Source organism: Cohnella laeviribosi DSM 21336, from assembly GCF_000378425.1.
Lineage (GTDB): Bacteria > Bacillota > Bacilli > Paenibacillales > Paenibacillaceae > Cohnella > Cohnella laeviribosi.
In genome coordinates, this window is the sequence record NZ_KB899835.1 from 24917 (window position 1) to 45254 (window position 20338).

The 20338-nt window shown below is 59.9% G+C and carries 18 protein-coding genes; 14 read left to right on the forward strand and 4 right to left on the reverse strand.

Annotation, left to right across the window (positions count from 1 at the left end; genetic code table 11):
- The first annotated feature begins 88 nt into the window (after window positions 1–88).
- Entirely contained in the window at window positions 89–2179 is a 2091-nt protein-coding gene (locus F560_RS0116120) for a HelD family protein (protein WP_019006790.1), read from the forward strand.
- 36 nt (window positions 2180–2215) lie between these two features.
- On the forward strand, window positions 2216–3370 hold the full coding sequence (locus F560_RS0116125; protein WP_019006791.1) for a metallophosphoesterase: 1155 nt from the start codon (window positions 2216–2218) through the stop codon (window positions 3368–3370).
- A 25-nt stretch (window positions 3371–3395) separates the two neighbouring features.
- Here the strand turns inward: F560_RS0116125 and F560_RS0116130 are convergent, their stop codons facing one another.
- The gene (locus F560_RS0116130; RefSeq protein WP_019006792.1) at window positions 3396–4415 is read right to left on the reverse strand and encodes an HD-GYP domain-containing protein; all 1020 of its coding nucleotides are present in this window, start codon (window positions 4413–4415) and stop codon (window positions 3396–3398) included.
- A gap of 127 nt (window positions 4416–4542) precedes the next feature.
- A complete protein-coding gene (locus F560_RS0116135) occupies window positions 4543–5565 on the reverse strand; it encodes a LacI family DNA-binding transcriptional regulator (RefSeq protein ID WP_019006793.1) in 1023 nt (340 codons plus the stop codon).
- Between the two features lie 224 nt (window positions 5566–5789).
- Here F560_RS0116135 and F560_RS0116140 point away from each other — a divergent pair, with 224 nt between their 5' ends.
- The 7 genes from F560_RS0116140 (at window position 5790) to glpX (ending at window position 13166) form a co-directional block, all read left to right on the forward strand.
- Window positions 5790–7580, forward strand: coding sequence for an L-fucose isomerase (locus tag F560_RS0116140; RefSeq protein WP_019006794.1), 1791 nt, complete (start codon window positions 5790–5792; stop codon window positions 7578–7580).
- Between the two features lie 17 nt (window positions 7581–7597).
- Complete coding sequence (locus F560_RS0116145) at window positions 7598–8257, forward strand: class II aldolase/adducin family protein (RefSeq protein ID WP_019006795.1); 660 nt, start codon at window positions 7598–7600, stop codon at window positions 8255–8257.
- Between the two features lie 36 nt (window positions 8258–8293).
- Window positions 8294–9814: a rhamnulokinase gene (locus F560_RS0116150; protein ID WP_019006796.1), complete on the forward strand. Its 1521-nt coding sequence runs from the start codon at window positions 8294–8296 to the stop codon at window positions 9812–9814.
- A gap of 179 nt (window positions 9815–9993) precedes the next feature.
- Window positions 9994–10641, forward strand: a complete 648-nt coding sequence (gene fsa / locus F560_RS0116155) for a fructose-6-phosphate aldolase (protein WP_019006797.1) — start codon at window positions 9994–9996, stop codon at window positions 10639–10641.
- A 76-nt stretch (window positions 10642–10717) separates the two neighbouring features.
- A complete protein-coding gene (locus F560_RS0116160) occupies window positions 10718–11341 on the forward strand; it encodes a helix-turn-helix transcriptional regulator (protein ID WP_019006798.1) in 624 nt (207 codons plus the stop codon).
- Between the two features lie 14 nt (window positions 11342–11355).
- Entirely contained in the window at window positions 11356–12186 is an 831-nt protein-coding gene (locus F560_RS0116165) for a pyruvate, water dikinase regulatory protein (RefSeq protein WP_033396288.1), read from the forward strand.
- Between the two features lie 2 nt (window positions 12187–12188).
- On the forward strand, window positions 12189–13166 hold the full coding sequence (glpX, locus tag F560_RS0116170; RefSeq protein WP_019006800.1) for a class II fructose-bisphosphatase: 978 nt from the start codon (window positions 12189–12191) through the stop codon (window positions 13164–13166).
- Window positions 13167–13269: 103 nt separating this feature from the next.
- Here the strand turns inward: glpX and F560_RS0116175 are convergent, their stop codons facing one another.
- Complete coding sequence (locus tag F560_RS0116175) at window positions 13270–13953, reverse strand: response regulator transcription factor (RefSeq protein WP_019006801.1); 684 nt, start codon at window positions 13951–13953, stop codon at window positions 13270–13272.
- 19 nt (window positions 13954–13972) lie between these two features.
- The gene (locus F560_RS23480; protein WP_019006802.1) at window positions 13973–16537 is read right to left on the reverse strand and encodes a response regulator; all 2565 of its coding nucleotides are present in this window, start codon (window positions 16535–16537) and stop codon (window positions 13973–13975) included.
- A 228-nt stretch (window positions 16538–16765) separates the two neighbouring features.
- Here F560_RS23480 and F560_RS0116185 point away from each other — a divergent pair, with 228 nt between their 5' ends.
- The 5 genes from F560_RS0116185 (at window position 16766) to F560_RS0116205 (ending at window position 20280) form a co-directional block, all read left to right on the forward strand.
- A complete protein-coding gene (locus tag F560_RS0116185) occupies window positions 16766–17086 on the forward strand; it encodes a helix-turn-helix transcriptional regulator (RefSeq protein ID WP_019006803.1) in 321 nt (106 codons plus the stop codon).
- A gap of 327 nt (window positions 17087–17413) precedes the next feature.
- Window positions 17414–18394, forward strand: coding sequence for a tRNA glutamyl-Q(34) synthetase GluQRS (gene gluQRS, locus F560_RS0116190; RefSeq protein WP_019006804.1), 981 nt, complete (start codon window positions 17414–17416; stop codon window positions 18392–18394).
- Between the two features lie 30 nt (window positions 18395–18424).
- A complete protein-coding gene (locus tag F560_RS0116195) occupies window positions 18425–19048 on the forward strand; it encodes an HD domain-containing protein (protein ID WP_033396297.1) in 624 nt (207 codons plus the stop codon).
- A gap of 3 nt (window positions 19049–19051) precedes the next feature.
- The gene (locus tag F560_RS0116200) at window positions 19052–19600 is read left to right on the forward strand and encodes a GNAT family N-acetyltransferase (RefSeq protein WP_019006806.1); all 549 of its coding nucleotides are present in this window, start codon (window positions 19052–19054) and stop codon (window positions 19598–19600) included.
- Window positions 19601–19698: 98 nt separating this feature from the next.
- On the forward strand, window positions 19699–20280 hold the full coding sequence (locus F560_RS0116205) for a thioredoxin family protein (protein WP_019006807.1): 582 nt from the start codon (window positions 19699–19701) through the stop codon (window positions 20278–20280).
- Window positions 20281–20338 lie beyond the last annotated feature (58 nt).

The window sequence follows — 20338 nt, forward strand, 5'->3', positions numbered from 1 at the left end:
TTGATTTACAGAGGCAGGTAAGCTAGAATTATAAGTCCGTGAAATTGCATGATTTTGGAAAATCATTAAACCGAAGGAGGGACAAAACGTGTCTCCCGACGAGAAATTCGACGAGGAAGCGAAGCGGCTCGAACGGGTGCGGGAGTTGATACGCGCCCAAATGGAACGGATCGGCCCCCGGTATGCCGGCAACGATTACACGGAGCAGGTGCTCGATTCGCACCGTCAGGAGCGAAAGCGGCGCCTTGCCGCGGCCGACCGCGAGCCGTACTTCGGCAGGCTTGATTTTCGCGAGGAAGGAAAGGAGCGGACCGACCCGATCTATATCGGCAAATTCGGGGTAAGCGACTTGGCGGATCAGACCCCGCTTGTGATCGATTGGCGGGCTCCGATCGGCAGTTTGTTTTATTCGTTTGCCGGCGGCGATCCCCGCGTCGCGTACGAATCGCCGGAAGGCGTCGTCCACGGGACCGTCTCGCTCAAACGGAACGTGCTGATCCGTCAAGGCGAGCTGCAGCGGGTCGTCGACAGCTATGCGGAAGGGCAGGAGCAAGAAGCGGTGACGGACGAGTTCCTGCTTCATCGGCTGGGCGAAAGCAAAGACAACCGGCTGCGCGACATCGTCTCGACCATTCAGCAGGAGCAGGACGCCATTATCCGGACGGAGAAAAACAAAATTCTGTTCGTGCAGGGAGTGGCCGGGAGCGGAAAGACGACCGTGGCGCTTCACCGGCTGGCCTATTTGCTGTACCGCTACCAGGACCGCCTCCGAGCCGACAGGATGATGATTCTGGCGCCGAACCGGATGTTTCTCCAATACATATCCGGCGTGCTGCCGGAGCTCGGCGTCGGCGACATCCGCCAGACGACCTTTGCGGAATGGGCGCTGGAACTGCTTGGAGAAGGAGTCGAGCTGCAGGACTCGGACACGGAGCTGGCGCGCTGGTTCGAGCGCAAGACGACGGCGCGGGAGCTGGACGAAGCGCCGGGCCGGCGGAAGGGCAGCCTGGAGATGCTCCGGCGAATCGATGCGGCTCTCCTTGCGCTGGAAACGAATCTGATTCCGGACGAGCCGTTTCGTCCCGCGCCCGATCTCTGGCTGCCGGCCGAACAAATCCGCGCATGGTTCCGGGAAGAGCCGGCGGACGAACCGCTCATGAAGCGGAGGGAGCGACTGACCGCAAGGCTCAGGCGGTGGATGGAAATCGAAATCGGCCGCAACCGCTGGAGCGACAAGACGGTCAGGGCCAACGCCACGGCCAAATGGAAGGCGTATGTCCGCAAGCTCCCGCAGCCGGACGCCTGCGCATTTTACACGAAGCAGGTGCTGGGCGAAGCCGTTTCCGCCGCCGGAAAGGCCGCAAAGGGAAGCAAGCGCCCTGCGGCTGTCGCCGCGGAAGACCTTCCGGCGCTGGCCTATATTCAGCTTCGTCTGTACGGAGCCGGCAATACGCCGTTCTACGACCATATTGTGATCGACGAAGCCCAGGATTACAGCCCGCTGCAGCTCGCCGTGCTGAAGGAAAGACAGCGCGTTCCTTCCATGACGGTTCTGGGCGACCTGCAGCAGGGCATTCACGGCTATATCGGCATCCGGAACTGGGATGAGCTGACGGAAGTCTTCGACCGCGCCGACACCGCCTATTACGAGCTGGACCGGAGCTACCGCTCGACGACGGAAATCATCGAATTCGCCAACCGGATATTGGCCGGAATGGAAGGGGGCGTCAAACCGGCGAAGCCGGTATTCCGCAGCGGCAGGCCGGTCGAAACGGAAGCGGTGGGCGAGACGGATCCGGCGGATGCCGTTGCGGGCGTGATTCGGCAATGGCTGCAGGACAAGGAACTGCATACCGTGGCGGTGCTGTGCCGCACGGCGGCGTCATGCGAGCGGTTGCACGCGGCGCTTGGGGAACGCGGCATCGCGGCGACGCTGGTCAAGGCCAAACAGCAGGACTACGAAGGGGGGCTGACCGTCGTTCCCGCGTATTTGTCCAAAGGCTTGGAATTCGACGCGGTGCTCATTCCCGACGCCGACGAAGACCAATACGGGCCGCAGGACGCCAAGCTTCTGTATGTCGCCTGCACGCGGGCCCTGCACAGGCTGAAGCTGCTTTACCGGAACCGGTTGACGCCTCTATTGGCACAGGATGAGAACCACAGGCCGCCTGTGCTATAATCTATCAAAAATAGACAAAGGGGCCTCTCCGAATCTATGAAATCGCGGCTGTTGTTTCTAAGTCTCGTATTGCTCATCGCGATCGTCGCCAACGCGTACATCGGCTGGCATCTGGCCTTGTTCATCTCTGCGCTGTGGCCCGCCTTCGCGGAAGCGCCCCTATGGGGACGCGCGATCTATTGGACCGTTTTCTTTGCCGTCGCTTTGGGTTATCTGCTGGGGAGGCTTCCGTTTCGCCCGCGCTGGCTCGGACGCGGGCTGAAAGTGATCGGAGCCTTCTATTTTGGGGTTATGGAATACGCGATGCTGCTGCTGCCGCTGGCCGATCTGGGCGCTTTGGCCGTGCTTCTTGCAGGCGGCGATTCCAAGCGCTACGTTCTGTATGCCGGAATAGCGGTTCTTGCGTTGCTCGCGGCGCTGTTTGCCAGGGGATCGTGGAACGCGTGGAACCCGGTTGTCCGCCACTATGCGATCCGGGTGAACAAGCGGGCGGGCGGGATGAAGGAGGCGACCGTCGCCGTCGCGTCCGACCTGCATCTGGGCAATATCGTCGGCAACCGCCATCTCGACCGGCTGCTGGCGAAGATGGAGCAGATCAAGCCGGACCTGATCCTGCTTGCCGGTGACGTCATCGACGAGGATATCGAGCCGTTCGTCCGCAACCGGATGGACGTGCGGCTGAGCCGGCTGAAGGCTCCGCTCGGAACGTACGCCGTTCTTGGCAATCATGAATATTACGGCGGGCATATCGAGGAATACGTGCGGAGAATGAAGGAGATCGGCATTCCGGTGCTGCGCGACGAAATTGTCGAAACCGCCGGGGGACTGCAGATCGTCGGGCGCAAAGACAAGACCGCCGAAGCTTATCCCGGCGGCAGGCTGCCGATCGGCAGCCTGACCGGCGGGCTCGACGCCGAGCGCCCGATTATCGTCATGGACCATCAACCTTATCAATACGACGAGGCGGAGGAAGCGGGCGTCGATCTGCTCGTCTCCGGCCATACGCACAGGGGGCAATTCGCGCCCAACCATTGGGTGACGCGAAGACTGTTCGAGCTGGATTGGGGCTACTTGCAAAAAGGGAGCCTGCACGCGGTCGTCTCCTCCGGCTTCGGCACGTGGGGCCCGCCGATCCGCCTGGCGAGCCGGGCGGAAATCGTCGTGCTCCGCATGCGGTTCGCGGACGCTTAAGCGGAAAGGGACGGGGAAACCGCATTCAAGAAATAATGATTTCCTTAATCTGAATGTCCCGTTCCCGGGTCAAATCGATAAACCGGCCGTCCACTTGCACGAGCGGATGTTCTTCGTCATGCGGATTGCGGTAGACGACGACGCCGACGCTGTCGTCGGTCAACACGACCTGCTGGCCGATGATTTTATTTGTAATATTCTGAATAAAGACCGATACGATGTGCGGATTCAGCTTGCCGAACTGGCCGGCTTTCATCTGGGCGATGATTTCGTAAAACGGAACCGGGTCATGATAAGGCCGCTTGGAAGACATCGCGTGAAAAATGTCGGCGACGGCCACGATCGAGCTGAAGTAATCGATCTTTTCTTTCGTGATCCCCAGCGGGTAACCCTTGCCGTCTTCCCGCTCGTGGTGCTGCAGCGCGGCGAGCGCGATGCGGGGATGCAGGCCTTTCTGGTCTTTAAGCAGCTCGTAGCCGTAGACCGTATGCTTTTTGACCAGATCGTATTCTTCCTTCGTCAGCTTGCCGGGCTTGTCCAAAATTTCCGGAGGAATGCGGACGTTGCCGATGTCGTGCAGCATACCGGCAAGCGACAGAACCGTCAATTCGGGCTCAGAGATCTTCAGCCACCGGCCGATCATCGTCGCGAGAACGCCGACTCCGATATTATGCTCGTATGTATAATCGTGCCTCGCTTTAACCGCCTCGAAAAGCTGAAAAATATTCGGGTGGTCGGCCGCTTCCTGGACGGCCGGGAGAATCTGTTTGCGAAACTCCATCACCGGAATTTCCCCGGTCATCCGGACCCATTCGAAAAGCGGCTTCGAAACGGCGACGGACTCGCGGACCATCGCGCCGCAGGATTCGGCCGTTCTGTCCGTCTCGGACCGGGCCGGTTCGGTCCTGACGGACGTCGGATCGATCTTGTGGTTCAGGAGCAGCTCTACGATGTCGGAGGTGATTCGGGTGCCGGCGGGCACGATGGTTACGCCATAGGTATTAACTACATCTTGCGTAAGAATTTGACCGATCAGTTGGTTCATTCCGCTCTCCCCTGATAGTTTTTTCCATTCCAATACCTATATATTACCATATATTGAAGAGAGCTGTCGATTTATATCCAACTTCGTCTGTTTGCGTCGCAAGCTGGAAGAATGAGGCGGGGAACCGTCATCCTTCGGCGCCCAGACGCCGGACCGAACGCCGGACGATCAATTGGGAAGGCAGGACGATTTTTTTCCACGGTCCCGCCGCTTCGCCGTCCCGGATTCGGTCGATCAGCAGTTGCATGCCGAGGTAGCCGAATTGGTAGGCTTGCTGCGAAATGACCGTCAGGAAGGGGTCGATCTCGGCGTAAGCCGCCCATTCGTCGAAGCAGGCGATCGACATGTCGTCCGGCACCCTGCGACCGCGGGCGGAGAGCGTCCGAATCACCTCGACGGCGAGCACGTTGTTGCCGGCGATGATGGCCGTCACCTCGGGCCGCAGCCGGTCGAGCCAATGTTCGATTTCCGTCAGATCGTTGCGCGGCTCGAAGCTGGTTTCCAGCACATTTTCCTCCGCGTATTCCAAATCGTACAGCTTTAGCGCTTCCCGGTACCCCTCCAGCCTGTATCTTGCCGTAGAGGCGGTCAGCGAGCCGTTGATCAGCGCGATATGGCGATGGCCCATGTCGGCCAGATGCTTGACAAGCCGGTGCGCGCCCTCCTTGCTGTCCCCGAGCACGATATCGCTGTCCACGCCCGGCACTTCCCGGTCCAGAAGCACAAACGGAACCCCATGCTTGCGGAGCGCCTCCAGATGGGGCAGGGAAGCGTCTCCCGCAGGCGCCACGAGCACGCCGTCCGCGCGGGTCTTCAGGATCGTGTCGATATAATCCCGTTCTTTGGCCAATTTCTCGTCGCTGTTGCCGAACAGCAACCGGAACCCGTGTTTTTGGGCGGCGTCCTCGGCTCCGCGCGCGAGCGTCGTGTAAAACGGATTGGTTATGTCCGTAATGAGCAAAAAAAGCAAATGGGTTTGCTGCAAAACGAGGCTGCGCGCCATCTGGTTCGGGACGTAGCCCAGCTCGTCCATGACGCGCTTGACCTTTGCCCGCGTTTTTTCGCTGATCCGCCCGGTGTTATTGATAACCCTCGAAACCGTCATCGCCGAAACATTTGCTTTTTTCGCTATATCGTATATGGTCACCATCTGGCTTGCTCCTTCATCCGTCCTTGACCGGCACGGTTTGTCCGAACGAGCGATGCCTCCTCTGAAAAACTTAGAGGATTCGGCCTTGCCCGCCGTTTGCCGCTCCGGTTTTTGCCGCAAAAACTTTCTTCCATCTTACAAAAAAGGAGGATTGACAGCAAGCGTCTTCGTTGTTACTTTAGAGTTATCGGTAACACAAATTGAGAGTTACAGGAGGTCTTTTTATGGCAGATCAAAGCTATCGCTGGAAAAACGGGTTTCCCAAAATCGGCATCCGCCCGACGATCGACGGCAGGCGCAAGGGCGTGCGGGAGTCGCTGGAAGAGCAGACGATGAACATGGCCAAATCGGTCGCCGCGCTTCTGACCGAACATTTGCGGTATCCGGACGGTCGCCCGGTGGAATGCGTCATTTCCGACACCTGTATCGGGGGTGTGGCGGAGGCGGCGGCATCGGCCGAAAAGTTCGCCCGCGAGGGCGTCGGCGTATCGATCACGGTAACGCCTTGCTGGTGCTACGGCACGGAAACGATGGATATGGATCCGACCCTTCCGAAAGCGGTATGGGGCTTCAACGGTACGGAGCGTCCCGGAGCGGTCTACCTTGCGGCCGTGCTGTCCGGCTACGCCCAGAAGGGGCTGCCCGCTTTCGGGATTTACGGGGAAGAAGTGCAGGATGCGGGGGACACGACGATCCCGGAGGACGTGAAAAGCAAGCTCCTTGCGTTCGCCAGAGCGGGTCTGGCCGTTGCCATCATGCGCGGAAAATCGTACTTGTCGATGGGCTCCGTCTCGATGGGGATTGCCGGCTCGGTCGTAAACGAAGCGTTTTTCCAAGAGTATCTAGGCATGCGCAACGAATATGTCGACATGTCGGAATTCGTGCGGCGCATGGACGAAAACATCTACGATCCCGCGGAATTTGAGAAAGCGCTTGCATGGGTGAAGGAACACTGCAAGGAAGGTCCGGACAACAATCCGCCGCATTTGCGCTTATCCCGCGAGAAAAAGGACAAGGATTGGGAGACCGTCGTCAAAATGACCCTGATCGCCCGCGATCTGATGATCGGCAATCCGCGTCTGGCCGAGCTCGGCTTCGGCGAAGAGGCGCTCGGGCACAACGCGATCGTCGCGGGTTTTCAGGGGCAGCGGCAGTGGACGGATCATTTCCCGAACGGGGATTTCCTCGAGGCGATTTTGAACTCGTCGTTCGACTGGAACGGCATCCGCGCTCCTTATATTGTCGCAACGGAGAACGACAGCTTAAACGGCGTCTCCATGCTTTTTGGCTATTTGCTTACCCATACCGCGCAAATCTTCGCGGACGTGCGGACGTATTGGAGCCCGGAATCGGTCGAACGCGTAACCGGTTACCGGCTTGAAGGGGTTGCCGCGGGCGGCCTGCTGCATCTAATTAACTCCGGCGCGGCCGCGCTCGACGGGACGGGCGAGCAGTCGCTTGACGGAAAACCGGCGATGAAGCCGTTCTGGGCGATTACGCAGGAAGAGGCGGACAAATGCTTGAAAGCGACTTCATGGCGTCCGGCGTCGCTCGAATATTTCCGCGGGGGCGGCTTCTCGTCGGACTTCCTGACGCGCGGCGGCATGCCGATGACGATGTCGCGCCTCAACCTCGTCAAAGGTATCGGTCCGGTGCTGCAAATCGCGGAAGGGTACTCGGTCGATTTGCCGGAGCATGTGCACGACACGCTCGACAAACGGACGGACCCGACTTGGCCGACGACCTGGTTTGCCCCGATCCTGACCGGAAAAGGCGCCTTCCGCAGCGTCTACGAAGTGATGAACCATTGGGGAGCCAACCACGGCTCGATCAGCTACGGCCATATCGGCGCCGAATTGATCACGCTTGCCTCCATGCTGCGGATTCCGGTCAGCATGCACAATGTCGCCGAAGAGCGCATCTTCCGTCCGCGCGCCTGGGGACTGTTCGGAACCGACAATTTGGAGAGCGCCGACTTCCGCGCCTGCGCCAATTTCGGACCGCTCTATAAATAAGGATTCGGGAGGGTGCCATGAGCAGCACGGACATTCGCAACGAGCTTTGCCGATACGCGCGGAAAACGGTCGCCAACAAGCTCGTCGTCGGCCCGGGAGGCAACATCAGCGCGCGCCATGAAGGCAAAATGTACTTGTCTCCGAGCGGTTTCGCGCTCGACGAGATCGCGCCGGAGCAGTGGGTCGAGGTCGACATCGGGACCGGAGCGATCGCCGACAACGGTCTGCGCCCGTCTTCCGAAGTATTAATGCATTTATACGCCTACCGGCAAAATCCGAATATCGGCGCCATCGTGCATACGCATCCGCCTTACTGCATCGCCTTCACGCTGGTGGAACGCGACCTTCCGGTCATGTTCCCCGATCAGGCGGCGCTGGTCGGCACGACCGGCTACATTCCGTACGTCTTGCCGACGACGGATCGGCTGGCGGACGCCGTCGCGGCGAAAGTGAACGACTTCAGCGCGCTGCTGCTCGGCAACCACGGGCTGGTGACGACCGGCCGCAACCTGCGGGAGGCGTATTACCGCACGGAGGTTGTCGAGGAAAGCGCCAAAATTTATCTCATCGCCAGCTCGATCCGAAAGCCGAAAGCGTTAACGGAGGCGGAATACGAGGAAATCGCGTCTCTGGAGAGCGAGGCTTACCGCATCGAACTGCTGCAAAAGATGAAGTAACACCGCTTGCGGCCGTTACAGGACGGGAGGATGGACATGACAGCGGAGCAACGGATGTCTATGGATTCGTCGACGGTTCTGGCCTTCGACCTCGGGGCGGGCAGCGGAAGGGCCCTGGTCGGACAGCTTGCGGCCGGCCCGGACGGAGCGGACGTTCTGCGCGTGAAGGAAATTCGCCGCTTCGCCAACGAGGCCGTCCGTATCGGGGATCATCTGCATTGGGATATGCTGCGGTTGTTTCAGGAAGTCAAGGCAGGCATCCGCCAGGCGTTCAGGGAAGGCTACCGGCCCGCTACGCTCGGCATCGACACGTGGGGCGTCGATTTCGGGCTGCTGGACGCCGGCGGCGAGCTTCTCGGCAATCCGTACCATTACCGCGATCCCCAGACCGAAGGCTTGATCGGGGAGGTCATAGCGCTTGTGGGCAAGGAAGAGCTGTTCCGTCAGGGAGGGCTGCAGTTTATGCCCTTCAACACCGTTTATCAGCTCTATGCCATGCGCAAAGCGGGCTCGCCCAAGCTGGACGCCGCCGAGACGCTGCTGCTGACGCCGGATTTGCTGCTGTACTGGCTGACGGGCGTGAAAATATGCGAATTTACGATGGCGACGACGACGCAGCTTTACCATCCGGAAGAGCAGCGCTGGAACGTGGAGCTGATGCGCCGCCTCGGGATTCCGGAGCGGATCTTTCTGCCGCCGGTGCCTCCCGGAACGCGGGCGGGACGGTTGCGGCCTTCCGTTTGCGAAGAGCTGGACGTCCCCGCGCTCGAGGCGGTTGCCGTCGGCACGCACGATACCGAGTCGGCGGTCGCGGCCGTGCCCGCACAGGAGGAAGCGTTCGCTTACATCGTTTGCGGCACCTGGTCGCTGCTCGGGACGGAGCTGAAGCGGCCGCTGCTGACCACGGAGACGATGGAACTGGAGTTTTCCAACGAAGGCGGCGTCGGCGGCACATACCAGCTGCTGAAAAACATCATGGGCTTGTGGATTTTGCAGGAATGCAAGCGGGAGTGGGACGAGCGTGAGGGCGCCGCGGCGTACCCGGAGCTGGTCGAAGCGGCGAGGCGGGCCGAGCCGTTCCGCAGCCTGATCGATCCGGACGACACGCGGTTTTACGCTCCCGCCGACATGATCGCAACGATACGGGACTACTGCGGGCAAACCGGCCAGCCCGTTCCGCAGACGCGGGGGGAGATTGTCCGCTGCGTCCTGGAAAGCCTGGCCTTGCGCTACAGGCAGGCGCTGGAGCAGGCGGAGCGCTTGACCGGGCAACGCTTCTCCGGCCTGCACATGGTCGGCGGCGGCATTCAGAACGAACTGCTCTGCCAGTTTGCGGCCGACGCTTCCGGACGGCCCGTATGGGCCGGTCCGGTCGAGGCGAGCGCGATCGGCAACATGCTCGTCCAGCTGATCGCCGCAGGCAAATGCCGGGATTTGCGGGAAGGGCGCCGGCTGGTTGCCCGGTCGTTTCCGGTCAAAACGTACGAACCGTCGAACGCGGCGGCTTGGAACGCGGCGTACGCACAATATTTGAAATTAAGAGGAAGCCGGGCGTAAATGCCCGGCTTTTGGTTCACCATAAGGAATGCCCGCTTCCGGTTCGCGGATTTATCGCGCAAATGAAGATTTGATTAAATATGATATACTAATCGAAATATATATTGTGTCATAAATCCGGATGTGTTATACCATAAATGGGTATATTCCAATAAATAAGACATAGGAGTGACTTTGCCATGAAGTTTTTCCTCGATACCGGCAATGTCGAAGAAATCAAACGCATCGTGAAGCTCGGCCTCGTCGACGGCGTGACCACGAACCCGTCGCTGATCGCCAAGGAAGGCCGCGATTTCAAACAAGTAATCCAGGAGATCTGCTCGATCGTCTCCGGTCCGGTCAGCGCCGAAGTCATCAGTCTCGATACGGAAGGCATGCTGAAGGAAGCGCGCGAGATCGCGACCTGGGCGCCTAACGTCGTCATCAAGCTGCCGCTTACCGAAGCCGGCCTGGAAGCGACGTACCAGCTTTCGAAGGAAGGCATCAAGACCAACGTAACGCTTGTCTTCAGCGTAGCGCAGGGCCTGATGGCGGCCAAGGCGGGCGCGACCTACATCAGCCCGTTCGTCGGCCGTCTGGACGACATCGGCGTCGACGGCCTCGCGCTTGTGCGCAATCTGGCGCAAGTGCTGGCGCACTACAAGCTGCCGACGGAAATCATCGCGGCCAGCATCCGCAACATCGGGCATGTGGAAGCCGCGGCGCTGGCCGGCGCGCACATCGCGACGATCCCCGGCTCGCTGCTGCCGTCGCTGTGGAAGCATCCGCTTACCGATATCGGCATCGAACGCTTCCTGAAAGACTGGGAGAAGGTTCCGAAAGGTTGAGCCGCCGCCGCTTGAAGTCCGCTTTGCCACCGTCTCGCGAAAGGAGAGGGAGCAAATCGAACTGACGTCGAGGCAATTGGAAATTATCGAGCTGGTTACCCGCAACGCTCCGATTACCGGCGAGCAAATCGCCGAGCTCCTTGGCGTAAGCCGTCCGACGATCCGTTCCGACCTGTCCGTGCTGGTCATGCTCGGCCTTGTCGACGCCAAGCCGAAGGTCGGCTACTTTCTGGGCAAAGAGCTCAAGCCCGAACGCGCGGTCCAAGCTTCGTTCCTGAAGCTGAAGGTCAAGGAACGGATGAGCCGTCCGGTGGTGATCCGCGACAACGCGACGGTTCACGATGCCGTGATCAGCCTCTTTCTGGACAATGTCGGAAGCCTGATGGTCATCGACGAGCAGGACAGGCTGGCCGGCATGGTCTCGCCGAAGGATTTGCTGAAGTTTACGATCGGCAACGCGAATGCCGCGTCGATACCGATCCGGATGGTGATGACGAAGTTCGCGCAGCTTGTCACGGTCTCCCCCGAGGATCCGCTGCTGGACGCCGCCCGAAAAATGATCGACCGGCAGGTCAATTGCCTGCCGGTCGTCGTTCCGGCCCGATCGGGCGAGGACGGAGGGAGCGGGCTCGAAGTAATCGGCCGGATTACGAAAACGAACATTACGCAGGCGATGGTCGAATTGGCCTCGGAACTGTAAGCGGGTAGGGGGAGATGCGTTTGGCGCTTGACAGCCAAAAGATCATTTACGCCTGCTCGGATGCGATAGGGGAAACGGCGGAGGCCGTGGCGAAAGCGACCGTCCGCCAATTCGCCACCGAGCGCGTCAAGATCAAGCGTTACGGCAACATCAAGCATGAAGACGAGGTCAAGACACTCATTCGCGAAGCGTCCCGGACGGGCGGTTTTATCGTTTATACGCTTGTGCAGCCCGAACTGCGGGAGACGATGCGCGAGGAAGCGATCCGTTCGGGCGTGAAAGCGATCGATGTCATGGGACCGATGATGCAGGCCTTTATCGATACGTTTAACGATTCTCCCAAATACCAGCCCGGTCTCCTTCACGAGATGGACGACCACTATTACCGCAAAATCGAGGCGGTCGAATTCGCCGTCCGTTACGACGACGGAAAAGACGTTCGCGGCTTGCTTCAGGCGCAGGTCGTGTTGGTGGGCGTCTCCCGCACCTCCAAGACGCCGCTCAGCATTTACCTCGCCCACAAAGGGATCAAAACCGCCAACTATCCGATCACCCCGGAAGTGAAGCCGCCGGAGGAATTGTTTCAACCTGCGGACAGGCTGATCGTCGGCCTGACGATGAATCCCGACCGCCTGCTCAAAATCCGCACGGAGCGGCTGCGCGCGCTCGGACTGCCCGTTCACGCCCATTATGCGTCGCGCGAGCGGATCGAGCGGGAGCTGGAATTTGCCGATCGGATCATGCGCCGTCTGAATTGCCCGGTCATCGATGTGACCGAAAGGGCGATCGAAGAGACGGCCGGCCTGATTATCGAGCGGTTGACCAATAACGATTTCGGGGGGTAAGCATGGAAAGGGAGCTGGCACTGGAAATCGTGCGCGTGACGGAAGCGGCCGCGCTCGCGTCCGCGCCGTGGATGGGACGGGGCGACAAGAACGGGGCCGACGGGGCGGCAACGGCCGCCATGCGCGCCATGTTCGACACGGTGTCCATTCGCGGGACCGTCGTCATCGGCGAAGGCGAAATGGACGAAGCGCCGATGCTGTATATCGGAGAGGAAGTCGGCAGCATGAACGGGCCCGAGGTGGACGTGGCGGTCGACCCGCTGGAGGGCACGGAGATTGTCGCGAAGGGCCTGAACAACGCCATGTCCGTTATCGCGATCGCCAACAAGGGCAATCTGCTGCACGCTCCGGACATGTATATGGAGAAGCTCGCCGTCGGACCCGAACTTGTCGGCAAGCTGAGCTTGCTTGACCCAATCGAGACGACGCTTGAGAAGGCAGCGGAAGCGCTGAACAAAAAGATGTCCGAGCTGACGGTCATGATCTTGGACCGGCCCCGCCACGAATCGCTCGTCAAAGCGCTGCGCAAGGCCGGACTCCGCATCAAATTCCTGTCCGACGGGGATGTGGCCGGCGCGATGGCCCCCGCGTTTCCGGAAGCGGGCATCGATCTGTACGTCGGGTCGGGAGGAGCGCCCGAAGGGGTTCTTGCCGCCGCCGCGCTCAAATGCCTGGGAGGCGAGTTGCAGGGCAGGCTGATGCCCGCCGGCGCCCAGGAATACGAACGCTGCATTCGGATGGGCATTTCCAACCCGTATCAGATCTTGACCATGGAAGATATGGTCGGCAACGACGACGTGATTTTCGCCGCTACCGGCGTTACGCCGGGGGAATTTCTCGGGGGCGTCCGCTACATTTCCGGCGAAAGGGCGGAGACGTTCTCGATTGTCATGCGCGCCAAGACGAGAACGATCCGCTTCATCCGGTCGCTGCATTATTTGCCGAACAAGCCGTTTTTGACCGCGCTGCCCGAAGCGTAAAGCGTGACGGGACTTCGATTCCGCAAAGCGCCGAACGGGCGCTGAACAACTAGCCAAAAGGCTGCCTCTTAGGTCCGCGAGACCTGATGAGGCAGCCTTTTGGCTAGTTTTCAAACTTATAACCGACACCCCATACCGTTTTAATATGCTGCGGTTCCTTCGGATTGACTTCCAGTTTTTTGCGCAGATTCGTAATGTGCACGTCCATCGCGCGCTCATTGACGAACGAATCGATCCCGCGGACGGCATTGAGCAATTCTTCCCTGCTGAAGACCCGTCCGGGGTTCTGCGTGAACAGCTTCATCATCTCGTACTCGGAAAAAGTGGTTTCGATCGGCTTGCCGTTGAGCACGATCGTTCTCCGGTCGATATCCAGCGTAATGCGATGCTTGGGCTTGTCCGCCGTTCCCGGCTGCTGGTAAGAGGAGGACATGCGCCTTAGCACCGCCTGGATGCGCACCTTCAGCTCCTGCATGCTGTAGGGCTTGCACAGGTAATCGTCCGCGCCCGCGCTAATCGCCTGAATACGGTCGGCAACGGCGCTGCGCATCGAAGTCACGATGATGGGAAGCTTCGACCGCTCGCGGAAAGCGGAACAGAGGCTGGCCCCTTCGGCGTCCGGCAGCATCAGGTCGAGGATCAGAACGTCCGGTTCGAACCGCCGCAAGGCGTCAAAGCCTTCGCCGGCGCTTTCGACGCGTTCCACTTCGAATTTTTCTTCCGCCAAATACAACGTTAACATCTCTCCGATGATCGGGTCATCTTCAACGACCAAAATCTTCGTCAACGGAAATCTCCACCTAATCTTAATTGTTAGCTAAGCTAATACTTTTCTCAAACTTTGAAATAGAGTAAAATACCACTTGCAGGCGCTCCTCAAGCTCGCGGACATACGCCGCCAAATCCGCCCGTTCGTCCGCTTCCTTCAGCGCCGTCTCCAAACGGGTGGCCGCTTCGTACACTTCGGTCGCGGACAGGTGGCTGGAAGAGCCGCGCAGCGTATGGAGCCGTTGAGCCGCCATTTTAAAGTTTCCCGTTTCGATGTCTACTGCCAAGGTGTCTGTAATGTTAACGTAATTGTCCCTGAATTTACGAAGAAGATGCAGATATACATCCTCTCTGCCGTCAAGACGGGAGAGCGCTGTCCGGATATCCAATCCTTCCAGCGGCGGGATGGAAGAAGAGGAAACCGCGCCGCGCGCGTCTTGTTCCTGCCTGCCCGGGCCGAGCCAGCGGGACAGCACGGCCCGCAGCTGCCGGGTCTCGACCGGCTTGATCAGGACGTCCTGCGCCCCCGCGTTCAGGCAATCCTGATGCTGCTCCTTCGTCGTATCCGCGGTCAGCATCACGATGGGAACCGAATCCAGACCCGGCTTGCGGCGAATGAGCCGGACGGCCGTCAGCCCGTCCATCTCGGGCATATGTAAGTCCATGACGATGAGATCGAAACGATGCCCGCGCAAAATATGCAGCGCTTCCAGACCGCTGCTGGCGACAACGACATGGCAGCCCAATCGCTCCATCATTTTGGATGCGACCGTTTGGCTGATTTCGTGATCGTCCACCAGCAGCACGCGGGACAAGGGGAGCGGTTCGTTAACCGCGTTGCGCTGCGGGAGGGCCGGCGCTTCATGCGGCCGGGATTCGGGCGCGATTAGTTGCCGCAGCGTGCGATGGAGGGTGCGCCGGTCCGCGGGCTTGATCAGAACGGCGTCCGGCTTGGACGCGTCGTCCAGCTTCTGCAGCGCTTGCTGTCCGTACAGGGTCGTATAGGCGGCGACGAGGATACCGCGCTCGCGGCATAACGTTCGGCACGCGGTCCAAGCGCCGGGCCTTCGCATCTCGTCCGACTCCATGTCCAGAATCAGCACATCGTACCGCGAGTTCCGGGTCGCGGCCAAGGCCGCTGCAAGCGAAGCCGCGCCATCGGCCGCCGCGCAAAGCGGGGCGAGGTCCGCCAGCAGACGTTCCCTTGCCGCGGAATGGTCCTCGACGACAAGGACTCGGCAAGGCAGCCGGGGCAGGGGCGCGGAAGAAGTCCGGTCCGTCTTGAGCCGAAGCCGAAAGCGAAATTCCGTGCCGACGCCGGGCGCGCTCGTTGCTTCCAGGCGGCTTCCCATCAATTCCACGATCGATTTGGCAATGGCAAGACCAAGACCCGTGCCGCCGTATTTGCGGCCGATGGAACTGTCGGATTGTTCGAACGGCTCGAACATCCGGGCCATCTGTTGTTCCGTCATTCCGATTCCCGTATCGCGAACCGTAAAGACGATCCCTGTTTCGGTTTCCTTATTTTCCTCCAGTGCGATGGAAAATTCGATTTCTCCCCGCTCGGTAAACTTGACGGCATTGCCGAGCAAATTCAGCAGCACCTGCTCAAGGCGCCCCGGGTCGCCAATCAAAGTGGCGGGGATGTCCGGGTCCACGGAAACGAGCAGGTCCACCGGCTTGCAGCCAAGCAGCACGCGGACCGTGTCGTTCATTCGCCGAACGAGTTCCTCGAGGCTGAAAGGCGTGCGTTCCAAAGCCAATTTGCCCGCTTCCAGCTTGGAAAAGTCGAGCAAATCGTTCAGCATCCTGAGCAAGTGCCGGGAAGAGGCGTCGATCTGGTCCAAGTATTCCCGGTGCGTATCGGACAGCTCCGAACGATCGATCAGATTCGCAAGTCCGATGACGGCATGCAGCGGCGTCCGCAGCTCGTGGCCCACTTTGGCGAGCCATTCGATTTTGGCGCGCGCCGAACGTTCAACCTGCCGCTCGTCCGTCCTCTCGGAAGATATGCTGCGCCGATCCGAAAGATCGCTTGCGATCGCACCGAAGCAACCGGTTCCGTCCCGAACGGAAACCCGATGCGCCAGCGTCATCGATACCGGTACCCGCCGGCCGTCGGCATCGAGAAGCTCAAGCTCGTCCGTCCAAAGTCCCGATTGCCGGGCCTCCTGCATGCCGCGCCGCAGCGCTTCGCCATGTTCCCCGGGCAAAAAACGGTGGATAAACAATTGTTCTTCGGTCTTGTCGTCAACCCCCAACATTCGCTTTCCGGCTGAATTGAGCGACAAAATCAGCCCGTCATAGCGAATCTCGGCGATCAGATTCCGCGACGAATCCGCATAATTCGACAATTGCGCCACAGAGGAATGGTAATAGCGAACCGCCGTGTCCAGTTGGTCCAGCTTTCTTATGAAGAAGCGGCCGAGAAAAAGAGCGAACCCGATATAGACCGGAAGCATCGCGACGATCATGGCGAGCAGTCCGTACCAGGAGTACATCTTCCAACCGATACGCCCCAATTCCACACCGACGGCAAGTAAAAACAGGGAGGACAGCGGAACGAGAACCGCCATCATTGTAATGCGAATCGACCGCATCATGCAAATCCCCCGCAAGAAGTATGAGAGAATCTAATATTTGTCAAACAACATTTAGGTAACAAATTTAATGCTTTGCCGTTATGATAAAACAGCATAAGCTTTACGACAGATATCGACAAGACCTTAATCGGATGGAAAGGCTGGGTTCTGCAGCAGCCTGTCCGCGAAGCCGCCGCTCCGGAATGCGCCGGAATCAGGGAGGCCGGACGGGAACCGAAACATTTTATCATGATGAAATGGGGAATCGTTCTGATGTACTCAAGCTCGATCGTTACGGACGGAATGCACAAATCAACCGCTTATCTGAACCCGATTTTTTTGTCGTTCGCCCGAAATCACAAGCTGACGCCGCGCGAGACGCAGGTGATGAAGGTGCTGGTCACCGAAGGCATGCGCAACGACGAAATCGCCGCGTTTCTACATATTTCGCCGAAAACGTTGAAAAACCATCTGGCCTGCATGATGAAAAAAACGCGAACCAGCTCGTCGAGGGAGCTTCAAGCGAAATTTTTCAACTATGCGATGCAGACGCTGATTACGACCGCATAAAGGCTGTTCGTCCGGCTGTTCCGATCCGCGTTTCAACACCCATCCGCGATATCGTGCGCGACCTGGCCGCGCTTTCACCGTTCCCGTCCGCATTCTCTTGCGTTTCCCGTCTCTCGAACGAGCGCCTTGCTTCCGACACCGAAAATTGAAACAACCGTCAGGCCTTTCTCGCTACGCGGCGCCTTTCGCGTTTTTTTCGAAGGAGCCGGCTTTGCGCGCGCCCGCCTTTCGTCTGCCTTTCGCCCGCCTTGGTCTGCCATAGTCCGTCCAACGAGCGGCCGGCCCGTTTGTGCTATAATGGGTGGGAAGAAAGGAGATCGAGGCCAGTTGATCGCACGACGTCAACCGCCGAGAGGGCGGTTTGCGCCGACGCCTTCCGGACATTTGCATCTGGGCAACGCGGCGACCGCGCTGCTCGCCTGGCTGCAAATCCGATCGGCGGGCGGCACGTTTATTCTGCGAATGGAAGATTTGGACACGCCCCGCTGCAAGCCGGAATATTCGGCGGCCATTCCGGACGACCTGCGCTGGCTCGGGTTGGATTGGGACGAAGGACCGGACAAGGACGGCCCGTGCGGCCCGTATGCGCAAAGCAAGCGAACCGCGCTTTATGAACGCGCGCTTGACCGGCTGCGGGAAGACGGGAAGCTGTATCCGTGCTACTGCAGCCGGGCCGATCTGCTCTCGGCGGCCAGCGCGCCGCACGGCGTTGCGTCCGAGGGCGGTGCGTATCCGGGAACGTGCCGGAGGCTGAGTCCCGAAGAGCGGCGGGAGCGGGAGCGCCGCAAGATGCCGTCGCTGCGGTTCGCCATGCCGGAACGGGAATTTCGCTTTTCGGACGGCGTGGCCGGTCCGCAGTCGTTTCCGCCCGGCGCGGGAGGCGACTTTGTCGTCAAGCGGGCGGACGGGATCTTCGGCTATCAGCTTGCGGTCGTGGTAGACGATATCGCGATGGGGATTACCGACGTATTCCGGGGCTGGGATTTGCTCGATTCGACGCCGAGGCAGCTTGCGCTTTATTCGGCGCTTTCCGCCGGCCCGCCGCGTTTTGCGCACGGTCCGCTGCTGCTCGGCCCCGACGGCAGCCGGCTGTCCAAGCGCCACGGCGCGGTCACGCTCGCCGCGCTGCGGGAACAGGGCGTAAAGCCGGAGCGGCTTGTCGGCCTGCTGGCTTGGCTTACGGGAGCCGCGGAACGCCCCGACCCGGTGCGGCCGCGCGAGCTTGCGGATGCTTTCTCTTTGAAGCGCATTCCACGCGAAGCGGTAAGGCTGCCCGACAATTGGCGGCAAATGCTGGACGGGGCTTAACGGACCTTGAAGGAGAGGCGGCGCTTGAACATGGAGGACTGGAACCACCCGAGGCTGGCGCGGCAGCTTGCGTTTCTCGCCGAGATCGACAAGGCGAAGACCGTGCTGCGGCGCACGCTGCTGCTGGACGGGAGCAGGCGGGAGAACGACGCCGAGCATTCCTGGCATATCGCCGTCATGGCCGCCGTGCTGCTGGAACATGCGGGAGAGCCGAAGCCGGACCTGCTTCGGGTATTGAAGATGCTGCTCGTTCACGATCTGGTGGAGATCGACGCGGGCGACACGTTCGCATACGACTCCCAAGGCTTAAGCGGCAAGGCGGCGAAGGAGGCGGCGGCAGCCGACCGCATCTTCGGGCTGCTGCCCGGCGATCAGGCGGCGGCGTTCCGCGGGCTCTGGCAGGAATTCGAGGACGGAGCGACGCCCGAGGCCAAGTACGCGGCCGCGCTTGACCGGCTTCAGCCGGTGGTGCACAATTACTTTACCCGGGGCCACAGTTGGCAGAAATACGGAATCAAGCGCTCGCAGGTGCTGAAGCGGCTTTATCCGATCCGGGAGGTGTCCGACACGCTGTGGGCATTCGCCCTGGAACTGCTGCAGCGGGCGGTCGACCGGGGATATCTCGCCGACGATTCGGCGACGGAGGGGGAGTAAGCGATGCCGCATTTGATCGGGCGGAAGGTCATGCTTCGGGAGTACCGCCAGGAGGATCTCGTTCCGATCCGCAGATGGGTCAACAATCCGGAGGTCGTAAGATATCTGTCGGACATTTTTCTTTTTCCGCATACACTTGAAGACACCCAGGCCTATCTGCAGTCCAAGATGGAACCCCGGGAGGACAACCGCGGATTCGTCATCGCCGACGCCGCAACGGAGCTGTTCATCGGACAGATCAACCTGGACTTTATCGATTGGAAAAACCGGTACGGCAAAGTCGGCATCGTCATCGGCTCGCCCGAGCATTTCGGAAAAGGGTACGGAACGGAAGCGATGCGGCTTCTGATCGATTTTGCCTTCGACGAGCTGAACCTGAACCGTCTGGAGCTGGACGTGTTCGATTTCAACGAGCGGGCCCGCCGCTGCTACGCGGCCTGCGGCTTCAAGGAGGAAGGTCGGCTCAGGCAGCGCCAGTTCAAAAACGGGCGTTACGCCGACGTGATTCTGATGGGGCTGCTCAAATCCGAGCGGATCGACTGGAAAAACTGAAACGGATTTGTCATCCGATTCCTTTATTTGGTATGATTCAATTGCAGATTCGATTGACAGAGTCGAAATCTAGCATTTCTGTCAAGGAGGAGACGAGCATGGCTTTCACGCTTCAGTTGGGGGAATCCGCCGTCGATTTCCGCTTGCCCGCAACAGACGGCAAAACCTATTCGCTGCAGGATTTTGCCGACGCCAAAGGCTTGGTCGTGTTCTTTACCTGCAATCATTGTCCGTTCGTGCTGGGATCGAACGAAGTGACCCGCCGGACCGCGGAAAAATACGCCGCTCACGGCATTCGTTTCGTCGGCATCAACTCCAACAGCGAGCGCACGAAGCCGGACGATTCGTTTGAGCATATGGTGAAAATGATGGAGGAGCAAAAGTTCCCCTGGGTGTACCTCCGGGACGAAAGCCAGGATGTCGCCAGAGCGTACGGGGCGCTGCGGACTCCGCATTTCTACGTGTTCGACGAGAACCGCAAGCTGATCTATACCGGCCGCGGAGTGGACAATCCGCGCGATGTCAGCAAGATGACCGTCAACGATCTGGACAATGCGCTGGCCGAATTCGTTCAGGGCAAGCCGATCTCCGTGCCCCTGACGAACCCGATCGGCTGCAACGTAAAATGGGACGGCCAGGACGAGCACTGGATGCCCGCCGAAGCCTGCGATTTGGTCTGACCCGCGGCTCGAAGGCGTCGCGGCGCATGGCCCTGCCAAGCGTCTTTGCAAAAGAGTA

What these genes read in the sequence shown, in the direction of transcription:
- F560_RS0116165 (WP_033396288.1), top strand. Translation starts at nt 11,356, where the DNA reads ATGCGTTTGGCGCTTGACAGCCAAAAGATCATTTACGCCTGCTCGGAT.
- F560_RS23480 (WP_019006802.1), bottom strand. Translation starts at nt 16,537, where the DNA reads ATGATGCGGTCGATTCGCATTACAATGATGGCGGTTCTCGTTCCGCTG.
- glpX (WP_019006800.1), top strand. Translation starts at nt 12,189, where the DNA reads ATGGAAAGGGAGCTGGCACTGGAAATCGTGCGCGTGACGGAAGCGGCC.
- F560_RS0116195 (WP_033396297.1), top strand. Translation starts at nt 18,425, where the DNA reads ATGGAGGACTGGAACCACCCGAGGCTGGCGCGGCAGCTTGCGTTTCTC.
- F560_RS0116150 (WP_019006796.1), top strand. Translation starts at nt 8,294, where the DNA reads ATGACAGCGGAGCAACGGATGTCTATGGATTCGTCGACGGTTCTGGCC.
- fsa (WP_019006797.1), top strand. Translation starts at nt 9,994, where the DNA reads ATGAAGTTTTTCCTCGATACCGGCAATGTCGAAGAAATCAAACGCATC.
- F560_RS0116140 (WP_019006794.1), top strand. Translation starts at nt 5,790, where the DNA reads ATGGCAGATCAAAGCTATCGCTGGAAAAACGGGTTTCCCAAAATCGGC.
- F560_RS0116200 (WP_019006806.1), top strand. Translation starts at nt 19,052, where the DNA reads ATGCCGCATTTGATCGGGCGGAAGGTCATGCTTCGGGAGTACCGCCAG.
- F560_RS0116145 (WP_019006795.1), top strand. Translation starts at nt 7,598, where the DNA reads ATGAGCAGCACGGACATTCGCAACGAGCTTTGCCGATACGCGCGGAAA.
- F560_RS0116130 (WP_019006792.1), bottom strand. Translation starts at nt 4,415, where the DNA reads ATGAACCAACTGATCGGTCAAATTCTTACGCAAGATGTAGTTAATACC.
- F560_RS0116185 (WP_019006803.1), top strand. Translation starts at nt 16,766, where the DNA reads ATGATGAAATGGGGAATCGTTCTGATGTACTCAAGCTCGATCGTTACG.
- F560_RS0116135 (WP_019006793.1), bottom strand. Translation starts at nt 5,565, where the DNA reads ATGGTGACCATATACGATATAGCGAAAAAAGCAAATGTTTCGGCGATG.
- F560_RS0116125 (WP_019006791.1), top strand. Translation starts at nt 2,216, where the DNA reads ATGAAATCGCGGCTGTTGTTTCTAAGTCTCGTATTGCTCATCGCGATC.
- F560_RS0116205 (WP_019006807.1), top strand. Translation starts at nt 19,699, where the DNA reads ATGGCTTTCACGCTTCAGTTGGGGGAATCCGCCGTCGATTTCCGCTTG.